Genomic DNA, 21,739 nt, shown 5'->3' on the forward strand with positions numbered 1-21,739 from the left:
CCTGATGCGCCGCGCGATCGCCGGACGACTCGCCTTCGCGCTCGCGCTCGTGGCGCTCGCGTTCGTGGGTGCGTTCGTGCTCACGGCGCTGGCGCCAGGCGATGCGATCGACGTCGGGCTGCGATCGACGCAATCTGTCGATGCCGAGCGCGTCCGCCTCGGACTCGACAGGCCCGTCCTCACGCGACTCGCGACGCGGATCGCGCGGCTGGCTGTGCTCGACTTCGGCCGATCCATCCGCTACGACCAGCCCGTGCTCACGCTCGTCCTCCAGCGGACCGCCACGACGATGCAGACGGGGGCGGTGGCGCTGGTGCTGGCACTCGTGATCGGGATTCCCGCGGGTGTGGCCAGCAGTCGCGCACGACGGCCCGCCGTGCGTCGTGCGATCGCGGCGATCTCGATCGCGCTGCTCTCCATCCCTGCGCTCGTCGTCGCGCTCGTGCTCGCCGTCGTGGCGTCGAGCATCGGACTCACGTCGTGGATGGTGATGACGATCGCGCTGGCGCTGCCGGCGGCGGCACTCATCGAACGCCTGCAGTCGCGCGCGATGGATGCCGTGCAGGTCGAGACATGCCTGCGCGCCGCACGCGCACGCGGCGTGCGGGAAGCGGCCATCACGTGGCGGCACGCGTGGCCGCTGTCGCTGTCTGCCGTGCTCGGCGTGACGGGCATCATCGCCGGACACCTGTTGAGTGGAGCGCTCGCGATCGAGCTGGTCACGGCCAGAAGCGGACTCGGCCTGCTGACGTACGAAGCGCTGATGGCGCGCGATGTGGAGCTCGCGGCCGGTTGCGCCGCGGCCGCTGCGCTCATCGTCGGACTCGCGACGCTCGCGGCCGACGTCGTGCAGCTCTGGGTCGACCCGCGGAGCGCCGCGTGATCACCGTGCGGCGATGCGGCGTCGCGCTGCTCGCGATCGTGTGCACGTGTGCGCTAGCGGCGCCGTGGCTGTCGACGGGCGATGTCGCGACTCAGTATCCCGACTACGCCCTCGCGGGGCCGTCGCTCGCGCGGCGCGACATGGTCGAGCGCCTGCCGCCCACGTATCGCGCGCGCGACGAGCGCCTGCCGCTGGAGTGGTTCGCCGGACATCTCGTGCGCAGCGCCGATCCGCACGAACCGTTGCTGCCGCTCGGCAGCGACACGCTCGGGCGCGATCAATGGACGCGCCTGCTCTATGGCGCGCGGTTGTCGCTGGGACTGGCGGGCGTGGCGCTCGTCGCCTCCGTCGCGATCGGCACGCTGGTGGGGCTCGTCGCTGGACGACGAGCCGGATGGACCGACAGCGCGCTGATGCGCCTCGCGGACCTGTTCATCGCGTGGCCGGCGCTGTACGTCGTGCTCGTGCTGCGCGCGGCGCTGCCACTCACGCTGCCGTTCGGCACGCTGTTCCTCATGATGGCCGCGGTGCTCACGCTCGCGGGCTGGGCGATCGTCGCGCGCGCGGTGCGCGCGGTGACCGCATCGGAGCGCAGCCGCGAGTCGGTACTGGCCGCGGAAGCCGCCGGCGCGTCGCCCGCCTGGATCATCAGGCGTCACCTGTTGCCGGCGAGCGTGCCCGTGATCGTGACGCAGGCGCTGCTGCTGGTGCCGACGTTCATCCTCGCCGAAGCCACGCTCTCGTTCGTCGGCCTCGGCTTCGCGGAACCGGCACCGTCATGGGGCACGATGCTGCGCGAGGCCAGCAATCCGTTCACGCTGCGCCACGCGCCATGGCTGCTCGCACCGGCCGGTGCGATCGCGCTCGTGACGCTGGCGGTGAATCTCATCTCCGGCAACCGGCAACGGGCAACCGGCAACCGGACATCGAACGGGTTGCCCCCCGTTCGCTCCGTCTCGGGTTCGGATACACGACCATCTGGTTTCCGTCGCTAGAATGTGGCTCGGAGGAATCTGATGACATCGCGTCTTGTCGCGCTGCTGGCAGGCGTGCTCGCACTCGCCGGCTTCACCAGCCAAACGCCGCGCGAGTTGCGTGTGCTCACCTTCAATATCCATCACGCCGAAGGCATGGACGGCCGTCTCGACGTCGAGCGCATCGCGCAGGTGATCCGCGATTCGAAGGCCGACATCGTCGGCCTGCAGGAAGTGGATCGCGGCGTCGAGCGGACGGGACGACGGGATCTGCTGAAGGAGATCGCGGACCTCACGGGGATGCGGTTCTCGTTCGGCAAGAACCTCGACCACCAGGGCGGCGAGTACGGCAACGCATTCCTCACGTCGCACCCCATCGTCTCGGAGGGCAACAAGCCGCTGCCCAACGCCAACAACGTCGAGCCGCGCGGCGTGCTGCAGACGGTGATCGACGTCGCTGGCACGAAGGTGCTCGTGCTCACGACGCACCTCGATTTCAGCAGGGACGAGCGTGATCGCGTGGCCAGTGCCGACGCGATGCTCGCGATGGTGGAGGCATTCGGCGGCGGTCCGGTGATCGCGATGGGCGACTTCAACGACTCGCCGGAGCGCACCCCATGGAAGCGCCTGACCAGCGGATTCACCGACGTGTGGACGGCCGTCGGTCAGAGCGACGGCTTCACGATCCCCGTCGAGACGCCGCGCCGCCGCATCGACTGGATCCTCGTCCGCGGCCTCACGCCCGTCCGCGCGGAAGTGCTGAGAACCGACGCATCCGACCACCTCCCCGTCGTCGCGACGGTGACGCTGCCGTAGGAAGGAAGGCCGAAGGAAAGAGGACGAAGGAAGCCGGCAACACGAAAATAGTGGACACTGGTCCACTATTGTTACGAAAATAGTGGACCTCAGCCCACTCCGTCCGTGAAGCAGGACCAGGGGCAATGGGGGCACCATGGCCATCGATCGCTACCTGAAGGCGGAGATCGTCTCGACGCTGGCTCAACGCATGGCGTTCATCGGTGGGCCGAGACAGATCGGCAAGACGACGCTCGCGTTGTCGCTCATCGGCCCTGATGCAACAGAACGCCATCCGGCCTACCTGAACTGGGACGATCCCAAGGTTCCGCCGGCGGTGCGCCGCGGGCAACTGCCGCCGGACGAGCCGCTCGTGGTGCTCGACGAGATCCACAAGTACGCGCGGTGGAGAAACCTGGTCAAGGGACTCTACGACACGGAGAAGAGCGTCCGCCAGTTCATCGTCACCGGCTCTGCGCGCCTCGATCACTACCGGAAGGGTGGCGACTCGCTCGCGGGCCGGTATCGCTACTTTCGGCTGCATCCGTTCTCGGTCAACGAGATCGCGGCGGCCACCGGAGCCCCTGCAGGCGAGCATGTGGATGCGCTGCTCGCATTCGGCGGATTCCCGGAGCCGCTGCTCGCTCAGAACGCGCGGGCGCTGCGGCGCTGGCAACGGGAGCGTCTCACGCGAGTGGTACGCGAGGACCTGCGTGACCTGGAGCGCGTTCGGGACGTCTCGCTCGTCGAGCAGCTTGTCGACCTGTTGCCGGAACGTGTCGGCTCCCTGCTCTCGGTGCGGAGCCTGCGCGAGGATCTCGAGGTCGATCACAAGACCGCCGAGCACTGGATCACGATCCTCGAGAACCTGTACGTCTGTTTCCGCGTTCCGCCATATGGCGATCCGGCGCGGCGCCGCAGTCCGGGCAGTCCGGCCACGCGCATCCGCGCGCTGAAGAAGCAGCAGAAGCTCTATCTGTGGGACTGGTCGGTCGTACCTGACGAGGGGGCGCGCTTCGAGAACCTCGTGGCCGCGCAGCTCCTCAAGTACTGCCACTGGCAGGAGGACGTCGAAGGCCATCGCATGGAGCTTCGCTTCCTCCGCGACGTCGACGGACGCGAAGTGGACTTCGTGGTCATTCAGGACAAGCGCCCGATCTTCGCCGTCGAATGCAAGACTGGTGAGCGAGCAGCGAGCCCGGCCATCCGCTACTTCGCCGAGCGCACGTCGATCCCCGTCTTCTATCAGGTACACCGTGGTACCCGGCACTTCCAGCAGGGCCACGCTACTGTCGTTCCCTTCGCCCGCTGGTGCATGGACATGCAGTTGCCGTGATCGGGGCATCCGGCCGCCCGTTGCCACGTTCCCGTCGTAAAGAGGACGACCCAGAGTTTCCTTGCACGGAGGGAAATATCTGGTCGATACTTTCCCTGTGCAGAGGGAAACCCTGAAGTACATCCTGGCCGACGCCATGGCCAGGCCGTTGCCGGAGGTGGTGCCGAGAGCGCTGACGCTGCCGCTGGATTCGCGCAAGGTCGTGGCGCTGGTCGGCATCAGGCGGTGCGGCAAGACGTCGATCCTCTACGACACGATGCGCCGCCTCGAAGCGAGCGGCGTCGACAGGCGGCGGATGGTCTACCTGAATTTCGAGGACGACCGCCTGCTGCCGATCGAGACGGCGGAGTTCGATCACGTGCTCCGCGCGCACGCGGAGCTCTACCCGGAGGTGGCCGGCCAGCCGCGGTACTACTTCTTCGACGAGGTGCAGCGCGCGCCGCGCTGGGAGACGTTCGTGCGGCGGCTCGTGGACACCGAAGGTGCCCGCGTCTTCGTCACCGGCTCCTCGTCGGACCTGCTGGTGCGCGACGTGGCGACGAGCCTCCGCGGACGCAGCATCTCGTTCGAGGTCTTCCCGCTGTCGTTCCCGGAGTTCCTCGCGTTCAGGGGCATCGAGCACACGCGGTACTCGCGCGCGTCGGAAGGACGGATCGCCGCGGCGCTCGACGACTATCTCGACACCGGAGGGCTTCCCGAGATCGTCCTGGCCGACGAGGCCCTGCGTCCGCGCATCCTGCAGGAGTACGTGGACCTGGTCTTCTACAAGGACCTCGTCGATCGCTACCGCGTGGGCAACGGACCCGTGATGCGGCAGTTGCTCAAGACCTGCCTGGGCCAGCCGGCCGCGCTCTTCAGCGCGCACAAGGTCTATCAGGACCTGCGCTCGCAGGGGTACCAGCTCTCGAAAGACACCGTGTACCAGTACCTCGGCTACCTGGAGGAGTCGTACGTCGTGTTCACGCTTGCCGTGGCGGAGAAGTCGATACGGAAGCAGGCGGCCAATCCCAAGAAGGTGCACCCGGTGGACTGGGCGCTGGGCTATCCGTTCGTCCCGGCTCGACGCATCGACGTGGGGCACAAACTCGAGACGGCGGTGTTCCTGCACTGGCGTCGCCAGCGTCGCGATCTCGCGTACCTCGCCGGCGCGCGCGAAGTCGATCTCGTCGTCGATCCCGACAGGCCCGAAGCCGCCCTCAACGTGGCGTACTCGGTGACCGACGCCGACACATGGGACCGTGAGATGGCGAGCCTCGAAGCGGCCGCCACGCGGGTCCCGAAGGCCGAGCGCGTGCTCGTCGCCCACGAGACCGGTTCGCGCAAGCCCCCGAAGGGCGTGAAGGTGCTCGACGCCTGGCGCTACCTGCTTGGCGCGTAGGTCTACTATCCTCAACGAACTGGATCAGCGCCGCAATCCAGGCTCGCCAGCAGCACGAATTCATCGCCCCCGCAGGGTGACACTACACCGCCCCTGCGGCTACGTCACCGGTGGTGGCGTCACTTCTGTCACGCTGTGGAATTGAAACACCACACTTGACGCGCTCTTCTCGGGCGCCGATGAAGCGAGGCTTTTTACCCCAAAGCTGGTGGGGCGGCGCACTCTGTCTTTATCCAGAAGAGCGAAGACTGGGACAGGTAGAAGCCGGACTTTCTGTCCACTGAGGTGCTGGTCTTTCTGAGGGGCTGGGACGACAATTTGGAACGTCATGTTGCCGAACGCCAGTACCATTACGTACATAGGCCCAGTCTTGCTGCTCGGCTTTCGCCGCAACAGCACAACGCTCGTGTGCGCAATTGGCAGCGGACCTGGAGTCCAACTGCGTATGCATCTGTAATTCGTCCCGTCGTCGATCCGGTGTGTTGTAAGGTCAGGCTCTCGCAGCCAGCGCAAGGCCTCCTGAACATTCTTGATATCGCTCTCATCCATGAGAGTCAGAGCAATTTTCACAAGAGCCTTATAGACGCCGAGCGGGCGATAGGAACGCGGAGCGATCGTGACCGTCAGCGTTCTCTTATCGTGATCAATGTCGGTGATGGGATCGCCGTCGCACTCCTGTATCCGCAGGAACGGGTGGTTCGTCGACCTCCTCCGTCCGATCGGGTGGTGCGGAGCGAAGCCATTCATCGAGCTCGTGACGAATCGCATACACGACGGACGCCTTCGAGCCCGGCACGCGGTGCACCGGCATCCCGCGTTCCGCGTGCCACCGCTGCGCGGTCCTCACGTTCCGCCGCAGGTGGTTGGCGATCTCCTTCCAACCGTCGATTCGTCCGTCCATTCAGAGGCTCGATAGGGGCACTCGGCCCCAGACGAGTGGGGATTCTACAACCTGGCAGGACGCATTGGAGCCCTCGGAGGCCCAGGCCAGTCCGCTCAGACGAATGGCGTGACGGTGGTCACGACGTCGCGGGCGCTGTCGCGCGCGGCGGTGGCGTCGGATTCCTTGTAGAAGCTCGAAGGTGTCAGGTCTTCCGCGCCGTAGAACGCAAGCTCGCGATCCCGGCGCAGCGTGCGGGATGCACGCGCCAGACGCTCCACGTGCGGAGCGAGCGCATCCGGCAGCAAACCGCGTTCGGCGACCAGGACATCCGCGACGTCGTGTACACGAGGGGGATCGACGCCGACCGACCTGAGGAGTCCCTTCAGAGCCAGTTCGACGACCTCCTGCGCTTCGCGCACGACGTCAGCCCAGCTCTCGGCCTCGAACAGGACGTCCAGCGCTCGCAGGCGCGCGGTGGCCCGACGCACGTGATCGACGGCAAGTTCCCGGTTACGCATCGAACCGTCGTGGCATCACGCCGCGCCCTTCCAGTAGGCTTGCCCGTGCGTCGTCCCCCGGACCAGGCGTCCCTCGGCGATGCTTCGGCTGACGCCAAGCAGGAAACGGCCGATCGCCCCGGTCGAGTCGTGCCAGACGACGCCGTCGACAGCGGCTTCACACCAGAGCGCCGATGGCTGTGCGCCCGGCTCGGGACAGTGAACGAAATGTACGTCGACCACGCGCCCCTCGACCTTGAGCGGCTCCTCGTCCCAGGGACGGTAGAGACGACGCTCGATTGCCACATCCGGCGCCAGGACCACCAGCACGTCGATGTCGGAACCCCGAGCCGCATCACCACGCGTCCACGAGCCGATGGCGACCAGCCCCAGCAGGGAGCGGCCGAACTGCCGCTCGACCCGACTCAGAATCGCGACATACGCCGCGACGGCCTGATCGAGGCGAGCGGGCGCCTGCTGGCGGCGGACGCGAACCGTGTTGGACGACACCTCGTGATCATGCTCGCGCCAGGCACGATCTCGCAAGGCATGCAGTCGGCAGCCGACAGGCGGAAATTGACACGACAGCGGACGGGCGACTACGCTTGTACGGTCATGGCGTTCGTCGGCCAGCAGCAGCATCACCATCATCACCATGCCCACCGCCGTGGGACCGGTGATGGTCTGCGCGCCTGCTGACGCGAGTTTCGCGACAACCAACAGCACGCCTCAAACGCAGCCTCGCTGGTCGATCCGGCGGGGCTTTTGTGTGTTTGGGGGATACCGGCAACCGGCAATGGGCAACCGGCAACCGGAGGGCAGGACGGGATACCGGGCGTCAGGGGCGCAGGACCGCCATTTGGCGCGGGTGGCGCCGGACGGGGTGGCTCCGGCGACAGGACTCGCGCCATCAGCCCGGGGATCAAGGACGGAAGATGGATTTCGAGAAGTTTCACGGGCTGGTGCCCGCCGTGGTGCAGGACGATGCGAGCAATGAGGTGCTGATGGTGGGCTTCATGAACGAAGAGGCCCTGCGACGCACGCGCGAGACGGGCTTTGTCACCTTCTTCAGCCGCACGCGCAACACGCTCTGGACCAAGGGCGAGACGTCGGGCAACAGGCTCAAGGTGGTGCGCCTGCTCACCGACTGCGACAACGACACCGTGCTCGCGCGCGTCGAGCGGCAGGGCGACGGCCTCGTGTGCCACACGGGCACCGTCAGCTGCTTCAACGAGGAAATCTGAATGGCACCCTCCGACTCCGCTCAGGGCAAACTTCGTCTTGGCATCCCGAAGGGCTCGCTGCAGGACTCCACCGTGCAGCTCTTCGCGCGCGCCGGCTGGAACATCTACGTCAGCTCGCGCTCGTACGTCCCCGGCACCGACGATCAGGAACTGGAGTGCATGCTGATCCGCGCGCAGGAGATGGCGCGCTACGTGGCCGATGGGGTGCTCGACGCGGGACTCACCGGCCAGGACTGGATCGCCGAGCAGCTCATCGCGTCGCGCGCCGAAGTCGTGCCCGTGCAGGAGCTCGTGTACTCGAAGCAGAGTTTCGGCACCGTGAAGTGGGTACTTGCCGCCCCAGACGATTCGCGCTTCACGAAGCCCGAGGACTTCGCGGGCTGCACGATCGCCACGGAACTCGTGAAGGTGACCGAGGACTACTTCCAGGCCAAGGGCATCGACGTCACCGTTGAATTCTCCTGGGGTGCCACCGAGGTCAAGCCGCCCGTGCTCGCCGACGGTATCGTCGAGGCCACCGAAACGGGATCGACGCTGCGCGCCAACAGGCTGCGGATCATCGACACGGTGATGGAGTCGCGCACGCAGCTCATCGCGAATCCGGCGGCGTGGGTCGACCCGTGGAAGAAGACCAAGATCGAGAACATCGCGCTGCTGCTGCGCGCGGCGATCGAGGCACAGGGTCGCGTGGGGCTGATGCTCAACGTCAAGCGCGACGCGCTGAAGACGCTCCTCGAACTCGTGCCGGCGCTGCGTCGTCCCACGGTGTCGTCGCTGAGCGACGAGGACTGGGTGGCCGTGAACACGATCATCGAAGAGCGCGTGGTGCGCGACCTCGTCCCGCGACTCAAGGCCGCCGGCGCCGAGGGCATCGTCGAGTACCCGCTCAACAAGATCGTGGTGTGAGCATGCTGAGGATCCTGGAGTCCACCGACACGCGGGCCGTCAGCCGCCTGCTCGAACGCACGCCCGCCGATCACGCGCGGATCGAGCCTGTCGTGAAGGAGATTGTCGCGACGGTGCGTGCAAAGGGGGATCGCGCCCTCGTCGCGTACGCGAAGCAGTTCGATCGCCTCGACGGCCCGATCGAGCTGTCGCCGGCGGAGATTCATGCTGGTGCCGCGGACTGCCCGCCTGCCGTGCGCCGCGCGATCGCGAAGGCCGCGCGCCACATCAGGATCGTCGCGAAGGCGCAGCTGCCCGCGCGCTGGACGAAGGTCGTGGCGCCGGGCGTGCGGGTCACGCAACGCGTCACGCCTCTCGAACGCGTCGGGTGCTACGTGCCAGGCGGACGCTATCCGCTGCCCTCGTCGCTGCTGATGGCTGCCGTGACGGCGCGTACGGCGGGCGTGCCAGAGGTGATCGTGACGTGCCCGCGACCCGACGCAGCCGTGCTCGCGGCGGCCGTCGAAGCCGGCGTCGATCGCGTGTATCACCTCGGCGGTGCGCACGCGATCGCGGCGATGGCATACGGCACGGCGAGCGTGCCGCGCGTGGACAAGATCGTCGGTCCCGGCAACGCCTACGTGGCCGTCGCGAAGGCGCTCGTCTCGTGCGATTGCGCCATCGACTTCTTCGCGGGTCCGAGCGAGATCGTGATCGTGTCGACGTCGGGGCGTCCCGGCTGGGTCGCGGCCGACCTGCTCGCGCAGGCCGAACACGACGAGGACGCGCGGGCCATCCTGATCACGCCATCGAAGCAACTCGCGTCGCAGGTTGCGAAGGCCGTCGCGAAGCAGCTCGCCACGCCTGCCGCAGCCGCCACGCCCGCCGCGACGGCACTCGCGCGCAATGGGGCGATCGTCGTCACGCGATCGATCGAAGAAGCCGCCGCGCTCGCCAATCGCATGGCTCCAGAGCATCTCGTGGTCGATTCACTCGACGTGGCGGCGATGATCCCCGCCGCCGGCTCGATTTTTGTGGGCGAGTGGACGGCCCAGGCCGCCGGCGACTACGCGATCGGCTCGAATCATGTGCTGCCCACGAGTGGCGCCGCGCGGTTCCGCGGCGGCCTGCACGCGTGGGATTTCGTGCGCGTGTCCACGGTGCAGCAGCTCACGCGCAAGGGCATCGAACTGATCGGGTCCACCGCCGCGACACTGGCCGACGCCGAGGGGCTGGCGCTGCACGCGCTGTCGATTCGCGCGCGACTGACCGCTCCCGAGGCGAAACGACCCGTAGGGACGGCGAAACGTTCGCACACGAGATCCCGTGACAGCAAGCGCGGTGGTGGGCGGCGATGAGCGCGGGCGATCAGTATGCGTACGACAGGGCCGACGCGCCGGCCAATGCGTTGCGGCTGCACCTCAACGAGCACACGGGTGGCTGCTCGCCGGCCGTCACGGCCGCATTGGCGGCGATGACACGCGAGACTGTCGCCCAGTATCCCGACTACGCGCGCGTCACGCAGGCCGTGGCAGACGATGCCGGCGTGCCGGCGGCCAGAGTGCTGCTCACCAACGGTCTCGACGAGGGCATCGTCGCCGTCGCGATGGCGCAGTTGCGCGCGCAGCCGGAAGCCGTGATTCCCGAGCCGGCGTTCGGCATGTATGCCAATGCCACGGAGGCCGTAGGGGGCACCGTGGTACGGGTGATGCCGGGGCCAGATCTGTCGCTCGATCGTGAGGCGATCGCCGCCGCGATCACGCCGCGCACCGGTGTGCTGTTCATCGCCACGCCCGGCAATCCGAGCGGCGTCTCGCTCACGCACGATGAGATCACCTGGCTCGCCTCCGCGCTGCCGCCTGGCGCGCTGCTGCTGCTCGACGAGGCCTACATCGCGTTCGGCGGCACGTCCTTCCTGCCGCACCTCGACGAGTGGCCGAACGTGGCGATCGGACGTACGTTCGCGAAGGCTTACGGATTGGCCGGCGTGCGCGCCGGCGCCATCATCGCGCGGGAGGACGTGATCGCGCGCCTGCGCCGCATGATCCCGCCTTACAGCCTGAACGCCTTCGCCGCCACGGCTCTCGAAGCGGCCATCGGCGATCCGGCGTACGTCGACGCCTATCGAGCGGAAGTGGCAGCCTCGCGGCAGTTGTTCTACGACGCCTGCGACAGGTGGGGCCTCTCGTACCTGCGCAGCGACGCCAACTTCGTGCTCGTGCGCGCGGGCGAGAAGCGTGAGGCGATCCTCGCGGGCCTCGAAGCGCGCGGCATCTACGTGCGCGACAGGCACGGTCAGCCCGGCTGCGACGGCTGCATCCGCATCACGACGGGCCTGGTGGCCCACACCAGGGCGTGCATCGACGTCATGGAGGAGATCCTGTGCGCAAAGGCGTGATCGCGCGACACACGCGCGAGACCCGTATCGACATCAGGCTCGGCATCGAGGGCAAGGGACGCTACGACGTCCACACCGGCATCAGGTTCTTCGACCACATGCTGGAGCTCTTCACGCGGCACGGCGCGTTCGACCTGACGCTGAAGGCCGACGGCGATCTCGACGTCGATCAACACCACACGGTGGAGGACGTCGGCATCGCGCTCGGCGAGGCGTTCACGCAGGCGCTCGGCAGCAAGGTCGGCATCAACAGGGCCGGCTACTTCCTGATGCCGATGGACGAGACGCTCGCGATCGCGGCCGTGGATCTCGGCGGACGCCCGCATGCCGTTGTCGATCTCGGCGTACGCGTGCGGCTGGTGGGCGATCTGCAGGTGGAACTGCTGCACGACTTCTTCGAGGGCTTCGCGCAGGGCGCACGCGCGAACGTCCACGTGAAGGTGATGTACGGGCGATCGAGCCACCATCGCATCGAGGCGGTGTTCAAGGCGTTCGCGCGCGCGATGCGCGTGGCCTGCGCGAAGGACAAGCAGCTCGCGCGCATGCTGCCCAGCACGAAGGGCCTGCTGTGATCGTCGCGCTCGTCGACTACAAGGCCGGCAATCTCACGTCGGTGCGCAAGGCGCTCGCGGCCGTTGGCGCGGAGATCCTCACGCCATCGACGCCCGACGACCTGACCGCGGCCGACGCGATCGTCGTGCCCGGTGTCGGCCATTTCGACGCGACTGCCGCGCTCGACGCGCCATGGCACGGTGCGATTCGCGCGCGCCTCGATGCCGGCGTCCCATTGCTGGGGATCTGTCTCGGACAGCAGTGGCTCTTCGAGGGTAGCGACGAGGCACCCGACGTGCCGGGCCTCGGCGTGCTGCCGGGCCGCTGCGTGAAGCTCACGCCCGTCGCCATGCCCACAGCCGACGGGACCACACCCGTTCTGAAGGTGCCGCACGTCGGATGGAACGCGCTGACACGTACGGGACGTCCGTCGCGTCTGCTCGACGGGATTGCCGACAACGCGCAGGCGTACTTCACGCATTCATACGTCGCACCTGCAAGTGAGGCAACAGTGGCCACCACCGATCACGGCGGTGCCTTCACCAGCGTTGTCGAGCAGGGACTCGTGTTCGGCGCGCAGTTCCATCCCGAGAAGAGCGGCGGGACGGGATTGCGGATGCTGCGTAATTTCATCGACGTCGTGCGGGAACGCCGGGCGCGGAGAGACGGCCCTGCCGCGGCAACGGAGGAGGAGCGCTGATGCTGTCCAAGCGCATCATCGCGTGCCTCGACGTGCGCGACGGACAGGTGGTCAAGGGCGTCAACTTCGAGGGACTGCGCAACGCTGGCGATCCCGCCGAACTCGCGCGCCGGTACAACGTCGAGGGCATCGACGAGCTCGTCATCCTCGACGTGACGGCAACGCTCGAGAAGCGGCGGACGATGGCGCGCACTGTCGCGACAGTCGCGAAGGAGCTGTTCATCCCGCTCGCCGTCGGCGGAGGCATCGCGTCGGAGGACGATGCCGCTGCCGCGGTGGAGGCGGGCGCCGACAAGGTCGGCATCAACAGCGCCGCCGTCGCCAATCCCGCGCTCATCACCACGCTTGCCCGCCGCTACGGCTCACAGGCCATCGTCGTGGCGATCGACGCCAGGCTCGAAGGCGATCGCTTCAGCGTGTACGTGCGCAGCGGATCGACGCCGACGGGACGCGACGCCGTCGAGTGGGCGCGTGAAGCCGCCGATCGCGGTGCTGGCGAGATTCTCCTGACGTCGATCGACAAGGACGGGACGCGCAGCGGTTTCGACCTGCCGATGACTGCCGCCGTGTCGATGGCCGTCGGCATCCCCGTCATCGCGTCTGGCGGCGCGGGCACGTTCGAGCATTTCTCGGACGTCTTCACCACCGGTCGCGCCGACGCGGCGCTCGCGGCGTCTGTCTTCCATTTCAGCGAACACGCCGTGAGCGAGCTCAAGGCGCACCTCCACGCGCAGGGCATTCCGGTGCGGCAGGATTGACCCATGCTGATTCCCGCAATCGATCTCCGCGACGGCCAGGTGGTGCAACTGGTCCAGGGCAAACGTCTCGCGCTGGCCACCGACGACTGGCAGTCATGGGTGGAGCGCTTCCGCCCGTTCCCGAAGGTGCAGCTCATCGACCTCGACGCGGCGATGGAGCGCGGCGCGAACGACGCACTGATGCGGAAGATCTGCGCCGAGAAGGCGTGCCGCGTTGGTGGGGGCATCCGCTCCATCGATCGTGCAACGCACGTCCTCTCGCTCGGCGCCACGCACGTGATCGTGAGCTCGGCGCTGTTCAGGGACGGGCTGCTGGATCTCGACTTCGCGGCCACGCTGGCCGACACGATCGGACGTGAGCGGATCATCGCCGCGGTCGACAGCTCGCAGGGCGTCGTCACGATCCGGGGCTGGCAGGAAGCGACGCGCGTGACCGCCGTCGAAGCGGCGCGTGCACTCGAACCGTTCTGCGACGAGTTCCTCTACACGAACGTGGACACCGAGGGGCTGATGCAGGGCATCCCGATCGACGCCGTTCGCGCCGTCCGCAACGCCACCACGCGCCGCGTCGTCGCCGCCGGCGGCATCACCACGCAGGACGAGATCGATGCGCTCGATGCCATGGACGTCGACGCCGTCGTCGGCATGGCCATCTACACGGGACGCCTCAGCTTGAAGCTGCCAGGCGCCTGACATCCTCCGGGCACCGGGCACCGGGCACCGGGCTCCGGGCACCGGGCTCCGGGCTCCGGCATTCCCGGCATCGCGGCCCGCCTTCGCGCCTGCGGTGCTTCGGCGCGGCAGGCATTCCGCGCTACCCTTCCGCGCATGCCTCAGTGCTCCCGGCGGCGCCGCCTTGTGCTCGTGCTCGCGGTGGCCGGACTCCTCTCCGGCGGATGCGCCGGCGACGATCCTTTCAACGTCGACAACGTCCGCGCCCACGTCGAACGACTGACCTCCAACGGCAGCCGCTGGACGGGCACCTCGTCGAATGAGAAGGCTCGCGCCTACGCGATCGAGACGCTGCAGTTGTACGGCTTCGACGTGAGGGTGCAGGAGGCCGATGCGGCGTGGCGTGAAGGCGGTGTCACCACGCGGCTCTCCAACATCATCGCCATCAAGCCCGGCACGCACCAGGACGCGATCGGTCTCGTGTCGCACATCGACTCCGTGGCATGGGGACCCGGCGCCGGCGACGATGCGATCGGGACGGCGGTGCTGCTGGAGAGCGCGCGCGTGCTCGGCGCGCGACAGGAGCCGCGCTATTCGCTGATGCTGCTCGTGACCGACGGCGAAGAACATGGCCTGATGGGTGCGCGGGCACTGCTGGACGACCCTGAGGTACGGGCTCGCCTGCGGACGTTCATCAACCTCGAAGCCATCGGCACGTCGAGCCCGTTCATCCTCTTCGAGACGGGCCCCGGCACGAGTCCCGCGCTGCGGGCATGGGCGTCAGCCACGCGACCGCGCGGCGGCTCGTACATGCAGTCGATCTACGACGCGCTCCCGAACGACACGGACTTCTCGGTGCTGAAGGAGCTGCCCGGCGTGTCTGGCGTCAACTTCGCGGCAGCGGGAGACGGGTACACGTACCACACCGATCGCGATCGCGCCGATCGCGTCACCACCGGCGTGTTGCGAGAGGCCGGCCGCAACGTCTTCGACATCGTCTCCGGGCTCGACGCGATGACGACGCTGGCTCCGGAGCCGGCGAGTCCGATGTACTTCTCACTGCTGGATCGCACGGCATTCCTGACGTCTCTGCGCACGGGCGTGGCCATCGGATGGCTGGCCGTGGTGCTCGGCGCGCTGGCGTGGGTGGGCATGCTGCGACGGGTGGTGCGGAACGGTGGTGTGCGTCATGCCTTCGTGACGATCGCGTGGGCGACACTTGCCGCGGCGGCCGTGTTCGGCGCGCTGGTGGCGGCCGTGTGGTTGCTGAGGGCGGGACGCGCGGAACTGCATCCGTGGTTCGCGCATCCCTGGCGCCTCTTCGCGTTCATGACGGTGATGGTCGTGACCGTCACGTGGCTCGTGCGACGGCTCGCGACGGCGCTGCCGCCAGCATTGCGACCGGACGGCACGCCATTCGGTGTCTGGTACGCCGCGTTGCCCGTGTGGATCCTCATGCTCGTCGCGGCGCTGCTGCACGCACCAGCGGCGTCGTACCTCGTGTCGATGCCGCTCCTCGCCGCGGCACTGCTCGCGGGCCCGGCTGTGGGGGTTGCCGGCACCGGTGATGCGCTGCGTACGTGGCCGGCGCGCGTCGCGAGTGCGCTCGTCGCGATGCTCGTCTGGATCCTGTGGGCGCCCGACCTCGTCGTGCTGCTGCCATTCGTCGTCACGCTGCTCGGCAGACTGCCTGTCGTGACGCCAACGTGGGTCTACCCCGTCGCGTTCTTCGTCGCGGGCATCGTGTTGTGGCCGCCGATGCTGGCCGTCCTCGTGGGACGCGTGCAATGGCGGCTGGCGCACAGCGTGGCGGGCAGCGTGCTGATGGTGGCCCTCGTGGTGTCTGGCCTGCTCGCGTGGATGGCGCCGGCGTTCACGGCGGAACGGCCGCAGCAGCGATCGGCGATGTTCATCGACGATCGCGTGCGCCAGACGGCGCAGTGGGCGCTGTACGGCAACGAACCCGGTGTCGACATAGGCCCGGGCGGGCCAGCCGACGTCGCGTGGGAGGGTGTCGACGGTCTGGCGATCGCCGGGGCGCTGGTCGCACCGAAGGCGCACCTGTTCCGCGCGCGCGTCCCGAATCCCTCGTCGCCAGCGCCAGTGACGGTCACCGCGACAGTGGCGCGCGGACAGGGTGATGCGGACGTCGAGGTCACGGTGGTTCCCGTCGATCCGGACTGGAGCAGCATGGCGATCGTGTTGCCGGAGTCGCTGGTGCCCACGCGATCGTCGCTCGCGGGACGCACGCGCGCGGATCGCTGGCAGGCGTGGATGACGGCCGTGCCGGCCGACGGCATGACGTGGCGCGCCACGATCCCGTCCGGTCAGGCCGACAGACTCTCGGCGATGGAAGTCTGGGTGTCACGGTTCACGCTGCCAGACGCGGTACCGGGCGGTCAGGTCCCCGCGTGGCTGCAGGCACCGCACACGGCGTGGATGACGCAGCACCTCGTGATGCTGCCCGTGATCGCCAACCAAGTGCAGCAGGTGGCCATGCCACTCGCACCACTCGTCCTGCCCGTTCCTTCATCGACGCCCGCCAACGCCGCGCCGCTGCAGCCGGCCGCGACACCAGGGACCGGAGGTCCGCGGTGAGCGGAACAGCAACGAGCCGCTGGCTGGACCACCTGGGTCTCGGCCGGCCCGAACTGCGGGCGTGGGCGCTCTACGACTGGGCCAACTCCGCGTTCATCACGACGATCGTCGCGGCGGTCTTTCCCATCTACTACAACAACGTGGCGGCGCGCGGCATCGCGCCCGAGACCGCCGCGTTCAACTTCAGCATGGGCACGACGATCGCGCTGGCCGCGAGCGCACTCGTCGCGCCGGTGCTCGGCGCCATCGCCGACCACCGGCCGTACAAGAAGCGCTTCCTCGGTCTCTTCATGGTGGCCGGAGCACTCGCCTCGATGGCGATGGCGACGATCGGCGAGGGCGACTGGCGTCTGGCCATCGGCTTGTTCATGGTGGGCAACATCGCCGTGAGCGCGTCGATCGCGTTCTACGATTCCCTGCTGCCGCACGTGGCCGCGCCCGGGGAGCTCGATCGGGTCTCCTCATCCGGCTACGCGCTCGGCTACCTGGGCGGCGGACTGTTGCTGGCGCTGAATCTTGCGTGGATTCTGCAACCGGCGTGGTTCGGGATCCGCGATGCGGGCGTCGCGACACGGCTCTCGTTCTTCAGCGTCGGCGTGTGGTGGATCGTGTTCTCGATTCCGCTGCTGCGCAGGGTGCCGGAGCCGGCGATCGCCGGTGGCGGCCAGGCCTCGATCGGCGCGGCAACGCGGCGTGCGCTCGCGGGTCTCCGGCAGACGTTCACGCACCTGCGTCAGTATCGTCAGGCGTTCCTGATGCTGCTGGCGTTCCTCATCTACAACGACGGCATCGGCACGATCATCCGGATGGCGTCGCTCTACGGCGCGCAGATCGGCATCGCAGAGCACCACCTGATCGCGGCGCTGCTGCTCGTGCAGTTCGTCGGCGTACCGTTTGCGTTCGTCTTCGGCTGGCTGGCGGGGCGCATGGGTGCCAAACGCGCGATCTTCCTGGCGCTCGCGGTGTACACGGGCATCAGCGTGCTCGGGTTCTTCATGGCCAGTGCCGTGCACTTCTACGCGCTCGCGATCCTCGTCGGGATGGTACAGGGCGGCAGCCAGGCACTCTCGCGATCGCTCTTCGCCAGCCTGATTCCTCGCGAGCGATCGTCGGAGTTCTTCGGCTTCTTCGCCGTCACCGAACGTACGGCGGGCATCCTCGGCCCGCTCACGTTTGCCGCCGCGATCGCGCTCACAGGATCGAGCCGCGGCGCGATCCTGTCGGTGATCGTCTTCTTCATCGCCGGTGCCCTGATCCTCGCGCGCGTCGACGTGGACGCGGGTCAACGCGCGGTGATCAATGCCGGGGGCTGAAAGCCCCTGGCCTCCAGCTGAATCCCCGGACGCCGGGCCTCCATCGATTCCGGGTACCATCTGCCGTCATCACACTACTGGAGAGACTGCCATGCAACGCATCGGTCTGGGGCTGACGCTCGGTCTTGGTATCGCCATCGGCGCCGTTGGCGCGACGTGGGCGCAGGGGCCTGCCGCGATCATGGGATCGCGCGCCGTCGACTGGAAGGACATGAAGGCGCGGACGACGAAGATCGGTGAGTATCGCCAGGTGTTCCAGGACCGCACCGCGACGCTCGACGAGCTGGAGCTCCACGTGACGACGCTGCTGCCGGGGCAGAGCCCGCACGCGCCGCACCAGCATCCCGATGAAGAGGTGCTGATCATCCAGAAAGGGACCGTCGAGACATTCCTCGGCGATCGCACGCAGGTGGTCGGACCGGGGTCGGTGATCTTTCAGGCAGCCAACCAGCCGCACGCCATCCGCAACGTGGGCACGGAGCCTGCCGTGTACCACGTCATCAAGTGGAACTCGCCGGGGATGAAGTTCAAAAAATAGCCGGCAACGAGCAATCGGCAAACCGGCAACCGGACATCACAGCCTGCGTGGCGCCGGTTGTCAGGCGACGAAGGCGTCGTAGTCGATCGCGGCGACGAGGACCGGACGACCGCCAGACAGGCGAACCGTCGGCTGGACGAGGTGGCCGTCTTCGGAGAAGCGCAGCGGCGCGCCCTTGTGTCCGTCGAACGAGAGGGCGAGCGGATCCGATTCGCCGGCCGCTGACCGTACGGCCATCTCGAAGGCCACCTGCACCGCCATCCAGCCGCGCCAGGCCTCCTGGTCCATCGGCACACCCGTGTGTTGGCGGAAGCGCGCGTTGAGCGATGCCGCCTCCGGGGTGTCGATCCGCGGGTGCCAGTCGAGGTGGCGCGGCTGATACGGCGCCGGGGTGGCGGACGCCACCGACCACGCGCCTGGCCGCCATTCGCGCAACGGACACGTGTAGACCACCGTGCCCCACTCGTCCTGCCCGTCAAAGGCGTGGTCGTCGGTACGCGCAACCACCACGTTGACGGCGGCAGCTGTCGTGTCACAGAGGACGTCGCCAGACGCGCTGCCCCGCACGCGCGTGACGGCCAACAGCACGCGCATCAGGCGCGCACGCCACTCCACATCGGCAAGTGCGAACTCCACGCCTCGACGAAGAGCGCCAGCGCCCGGGCCTTCCTCATCCCGCACGACGAGCCGGATCTCGCGCGAGGCCGCCGCGGCGGGCGTCCACCCGCTGACAAGGGTGCCCGGGATGGCGCGGCCGGCGACGTGGAGGAACGCGTGGGGCTTCATGGTCGGGCGGGCCGGCGCATGCCGGCACAGCGCCCCTTACTGCAGCATCCCTGCCATCACCGCCATTCATGGCGATTTCGTCGAGTTGGCGTCAGTTCTTCATGTTCAATGATTGAACCTCGTGTCGCATTTCGCTACGCAATCGCGTGTAACCGGCGTGCCCGGCGCGCCTACTTCGTCGTGCCCTGGAGTTGCAGCGTGCCGACCTTCTCGCCGCAGTAGACGTACCCGGTCACGCGCCCGCCTGCGGGCGACAACGACATGTTGCCGCACCCGAACTCGGCCTGCTTCGCAGCGATCGCCGAGGCATTGGCCGCCATCTGCTCCATCTCCTTCGTCATGCGCTCGCTCAGTGCCTCCATCTTCTTCTGCAGGGCGTCCATCTCCTTGGAAGACATCTTCAGCATGACGTTCGGGTCGCCCATCTTCTCGGCGAGTTCCTGATACTCCTGCATCGCTCCGCCTGTCGGGGCCTGCATGCCGAAGCTCAGCTGCTGGTCCGGTCCGCCGTCGAGCGAGAGCGTCAACGCCCCCGTCGTGGTCTCGAACGGCGTTGTCGCGCCCGGCTTGAAGTACTCCGCCTTGTAGGCCAGCGACGCCTCCAGTGCCGTTGTCGTCCACGGCCTGCCTTCGGGCGTGAGCGTGATCTTCCAGCCGTTGGTCCCCGTGAGCGCGAAGGTGGGCGTGGTGTTGATGAGGATGGCGCCGACGCGCTTCCAGGCACCGCTCACCGGCGCGTACGCGAACACGCGCGCGTATCCGGGCATTGCAGCACCGGCCGCGATGGCTGCCGTCGCGCTGTACTTGCCCGCTGTCGTTGATGCGCCGGACAGCGTGACCTGGTCGTGGTCCACGAGGAACGTCGTCTCCGCCGGGAACGTGCCGGAGAACGCGAGGGGGACCGACGCGCCCGGCGCGGCGAGGGCGGTCTTGCTCAGCGTGACCTGCGGCGTGGGGTATTTCCCGTAGAGCGTCTTGCGGCCGGCGCGCGGGTCGAGCCCCTCCGCCCGCTGGGCGGCAGTCCACTCCGATCGCAGGCGCTTCATCTCGGCGTCGTACTTCGACGACAACCCTGCGGCCCGCACGAGTGCGCCCGCACACACCATCGCCAGCATCGTCATCAGCACGCCGCTCGCACGGCGGTTCAATCGCATCATCTCGAGTTCCTCCAGTCGGCCAACTTCGCCCTCCGGGCTACGGCGGACAGGTCGCCCGGCCCGGCACAGTGGAGGGTGGCTGCGCCTGCGTCAAACGTGACGAAGCGGAGGGACGGCGGATGCGGCGGGCGAGGCCTGCAGCGTCATCACCACGGCCACCCACCACCAGGTGAGTTCCGCGGGGCGTGCCAGCGGGAAGTCCACGATCGCGCACGCGGCGCCGGCGGCGACGGCAGCCGCGGTGCCGGCCAGGAGCGGCGAGACGGGGCGGGGCGCGCGGACCACCGTCAGGCCCACCAGCGCCAGCGGCAGGCAGAGCGTGAGCAGGCCCGGCACGCCGCGTTCGACGAGCACTTCGAGGTAGTCGTTGTGCACGTGGTCCGTGAGTCCGGCAAAGCGCGCATCGCGCACGCCGTCGCGCGCGGCCGAGCGCTGCCATTCGGCGAACTTCAAGGGCACCGCTCCCGGACCGAGCCCGACGATCGGCGCGTCGATGGCATGCCGCGCGACGATGCGCCAGAGATGGAGACGGCCGGCGACAGTCGTGTCGAGCGGACGGGCGGGTGAGACGAGCACCGCAAGCAGCGCGAACGCGACGACGGCCGCGAGTCCCAGGCGCACGCGGCGCGACCAGCGCAGGGCGGCGTAGAGCGCCATCGCGGCGGCGAGGCCGAGCACGGCACCGCGCGATCCCGTGGCAACGAGTGCCAGGGCCTGGAGCACGGCCGCTGCCACGTACGGCCATGCGCGTCGCCAGTCGATGGTCCGCTCGCTAACGGCCGGCGCGAGCAGCCCGGCGGTCAGCGGCAGTGTCGACGCCATCAGCACCCCGACGAAGTTCGGATTGCCGAGCGTGCCGTAGACGCGCATGCGCACGCTGGCGCCGTCGATCGGCGCGTGCCAGCCGATCACCGCGAACGGATCGAAGCCGCACCACTGCGCGAGCGCGACGATGGCGCAGCCCGTGGCACCGAGCACCTGCGCGCGCAGGAGGCGCTCCACGGGCATGTCGTGGCGTGCCAGCGCCCACGCGAACATCGGCGCCGTGATGGCCAGCGCCATCGCCTCGAACGACGGCAGCGCCGCGGCCATCCCGGACACGAGCACGACGGCCACCCACGCAAGCGTCACGACGACGACGGTCGGCCTGACATGCGCGGCAGTCGACGGGCGCACCGCGCCTGCCTGCGCACCGTCGCAGGGACGGCCATTGCTTGCCCCCGCCGCCGCGTCGTGGCGGCGGGGGTGGCCGCCCTTCAACGGCACGGCCCACAGGGCAACAGTCATGACGACCAGCCACGCCAGCTTCGGGTCCGAGAACGGCTGCTCGAGTCCCGGCCAGACCGCCAGCGGCAGGATCGCGAGGCTGGCCCGGGTGAGCAGGACGCGCAT

Annotated in this window: 22 protein-coding genes; 16 read left to right on the forward strand and 6 right to left on the reverse strand. The window is 68.3% G+C overall.

What is annotated here, in order from left to right; translation table 11 throughout:
- The first annotated feature begins 4 nt into the window (after positions 1-4).
- The 5 genes from IT182_00715 to IT182_00735 all read left to right on the forward strand — a co-directional run bounded on the left by IT182_00715 (position 5) and on the right by IT182_00735 (position 5,366).
- On the forward strand, positions 5-883 hold the full coding sequence (locus IT182_00715; protein ID MCC6161855.1) for an ABC transporter permease: 879 nt from the start codon (positions 5-7) through the stop codon (positions 881-883).
- Positions 880-1,878 carry an ABC transporter permease gene (locus IT182_00720; GenBank protein MCC6161856.1) on the forward strand — a complete coding sequence of 333 codons (999 nt, stop codon included), beginning with the start codon at positions 880-882 and terminating at the stop codon, positions 1,876-1,878. Before IT182_00715 ends, IT182_00720 begins: the two co-directional genes overlap by 4 nt.
- A 21-nt stretch (positions 1,879-1,899) precedes the next feature.
- Entirely contained in the window at positions 1,900-2,673 is a 774-nt protein-coding gene (locus IT182_00725) for an endonuclease/exonuclease/phosphatase family protein (protein ID MCC6161857.1), read from the forward strand.
- Positions 2,674-2,809: 136 nt separating this feature from the next.
- Positions 2,810-3,988: an ATP-binding protein gene (locus IT182_00730; GenBank protein ID MCC6161858.1), complete on the forward strand. Its 1,179-nt coding sequence runs from the start codon at positions 2,810-2,812 to the stop codon at positions 3,986-3,988.
- Positions 3,989-4,085: 97 nt separating this feature from the next.
- Entirely contained in the window at positions 4,086-5,366 is a 1,281-nt protein-coding gene (locus IT182_00735) for an ATP-binding protein (protein ID MCC6161859.1), read from the forward strand.
- Positions 5,367-5,465: 99 nt separating this feature from the next.
- Here the strand turns inward: IT182_00735 and IT182_00740 are convergent, their stop codons facing one another.
- The 3 genes from IT182_00740 to IT182_00750 form a co-directional block, all read right to left on the reverse strand.
- A complete protein-coding gene (locus IT182_00740; GenBank protein MCC6161860.1) occupies positions 5,466-6,134 on the reverse strand; it encodes a hypothetical protein in 669 nt (222 codons plus the stop codon).
- A 228-nt stretch (positions 6,135-6,362) separates the two neighbouring features.
- Positions 6,363-6,767, reverse strand: a complete 405-nt coding sequence (locus IT182_00745; protein MCC6161861.1) for a HEPN domain-containing protein — start codon at positions 6,765-6,767, stop codon at positions 6,363-6,365.
- Positions 6,768-6,782: 15 nt separating this feature from the next.
- Positions 6,783-7,403, reverse strand: a complete 621-nt coding sequence (locus tag IT182_00750) for a nucleotidyltransferase domain-containing protein (GenBank protein MCC6161862.1) — start codon at positions 7,401-7,403, stop codon at positions 6,783-6,785.
- A 278-nt stretch (positions 7,404-7,681) separates the two neighbouring features.
- Here IT182_00750 and hisI point away from each other — a divergent pair, with 278 nt between their 5' ends.
- The 11 genes from hisI (at position 7,682) to IT182_00805 (ending at position 18,404) form a co-directional block, all read left to right on the forward strand.
- Positions 7,682-7,990 carry a phosphoribosyl-AMP cyclohydrolase gene (hisI, locus tag IT182_00755; protein MCC6161863.1) on the forward strand — a complete coding sequence of 103 codons (309 nt, stop codon included), beginning with the start codon at positions 7,682-7,684 and terminating at the stop codon, positions 7,988-7,990.
- Positions 7,991-8,896, forward strand: a complete 906-nt coding sequence (locus IT182_00760) for an ATP phosphoribosyltransferase (protein ID MCC6161864.1) — start codon at positions 7,991-7,993, stop codon at positions 8,894-8,896.
- Positions 8,897-8,898: 2 nt separating this feature from the next.
- The gene (gene hisD / locus IT182_00765; GenBank protein MCC6161865.1) at positions 8,899-10,233 is read left to right on the forward strand and encodes a histidinol dehydrogenase; all 1,335 of its coding nucleotides are present in this window, start codon (positions 8,899-8,901) and stop codon (positions 10,231-10,233) included.
- Positions 10,230-11,273 carry a histidinol-phosphate aminotransferase family protein gene (locus IT182_00770; protein MCC6161866.1) on the forward strand — a complete coding sequence of 348 codons (1,044 nt, stop codon included), beginning with the start codon at positions 10,230-10,232 and terminating at the stop codon, positions 11,271-11,273. The genes hisD and IT182_00770 overlap by 4 nt, the downstream gene beginning before the upstream one ends.
- Positions 11,258-11,845 (forward strand): imidazoleglycerol-phosphate dehydratase HisB, encoded by a 588-nt coding sequence (gene hisB / locus IT182_00775; GenBank protein MCC6161867.1) that lies wholly within the window; start codon positions 11,258-11,260, stop codon positions 11,843-11,845. Before IT182_00770 ends, hisB begins: the two co-directional genes overlap by 16 nt.
- Positions 11,845-12,525 carry an imidazole glycerol phosphate synthase subunit HisH gene (hisH, locus tag IT182_00780; protein MCC6161868.1) on the forward strand — a complete coding sequence of 227 codons (681 nt, stop codon included), beginning with the start codon at positions 11,845-11,847 and terminating at the stop codon, positions 12,523-12,525. Before hisB ends, hisH begins: the two co-directional genes overlap by 1 nt.
- A complete protein-coding gene (gene hisF, locus IT182_00785; GenBank protein ID MCC6161869.1) occupies positions 12,525-13,283 on the forward strand; it encodes an imidazole glycerol phosphate synthase subunit HisF in 759 nt (252 codons plus the stop codon). The genes hisH and hisF overlap by 1 nt, the downstream gene beginning before the upstream one ends.
- A gap of 3 nt (positions 13,284-13,286) precedes the next feature.
- Positions 13,287-13,976, forward strand: a complete 690-nt coding sequence (locus IT182_00790) for a 1-(5-phosphoribosyl)-5-[(5-phosphoribosylamino)methylideneamino] imidazole-4-carboxamide isomerase (GenBank protein MCC6161870.1) — start codon at positions 13,287-13,289, stop codon at positions 13,974-13,976.
- 135 nt (positions 13,977-14,111) lie between these two features.
- The gene (locus IT182_00795) at positions 14,112-16,553 is read left to right on the forward strand and encodes a M28 family peptidase (protein MCC6161871.1); all 2,442 of its coding nucleotides are present in this window, start codon (positions 14,112-14,114) and stop codon (positions 16,551-16,553) included.
- The gene (locus IT182_00800; GenBank protein MCC6161872.1) at positions 16,550-17,866 is read left to right on the forward strand and encodes an MFS transporter; all 1,317 of its coding nucleotides are present in this window, start codon (positions 16,550-16,552) and stop codon (positions 17,864-17,866) included. The genes IT182_00795 and IT182_00800 overlap by 4 nt, the downstream gene beginning before the upstream one ends.
- 91 nt (positions 17,867-17,957) lie before the next feature.
- Positions 17,958-18,404, forward strand: coding sequence for a cupin domain-containing protein (locus IT182_00805; protein MCC6161873.1), 447 nt, complete (start codon positions 17,958-17,960; stop codon positions 18,402-18,404).
- A 60-nt stretch (positions 18,405-18,464) separates the two neighbouring features.
- Here the strand turns inward: IT182_00805 and IT182_00810 are convergent, their stop codons facing one another.
- From IT182_00810 to IT182_00820, 3 genes are all read right to left on the reverse strand, one after another.
- Positions 18,465-19,190: a hypothetical protein gene (locus IT182_00810; protein ID MCC6161874.1), complete on the reverse strand. Its 726-nt coding sequence runs from the start codon at positions 19,188-19,190 to the stop codon at positions 18,465-18,467.
- A 170-nt stretch (positions 19,191-19,360) separates the two neighbouring features.
- The gene (locus IT182_00815; protein MCC6161875.1) at positions 19,361-20,347 is read right to left on the reverse strand and encodes a hypothetical protein; all 987 of its coding nucleotides are present in this window, start codon (positions 20,345-20,347) and stop codon (positions 19,361-19,363) included.
- Positions 20,348-20,437: 90 nt separating this feature from the next.
- On the reverse strand, positions 20,438-21,739 hold the full coding sequence (locus tag IT182_00820; GenBank protein ID MCC6161876.1) for an O-antigen ligase family protein: 1,302 nt from the start codon (positions 21,737-21,739) through the stop codon (positions 20,438-20,440).

It is taken from the genome of Acidobacteriota bacterium (assembly GCA_020845575.1).
In the GTDB taxonomy this organism is placed as follows: domain Bacteria; phylum Acidobacteriota; class Vicinamibacteria; order Vicinamibacterales; family Vicinamibacteraceae; genus Luteitalea.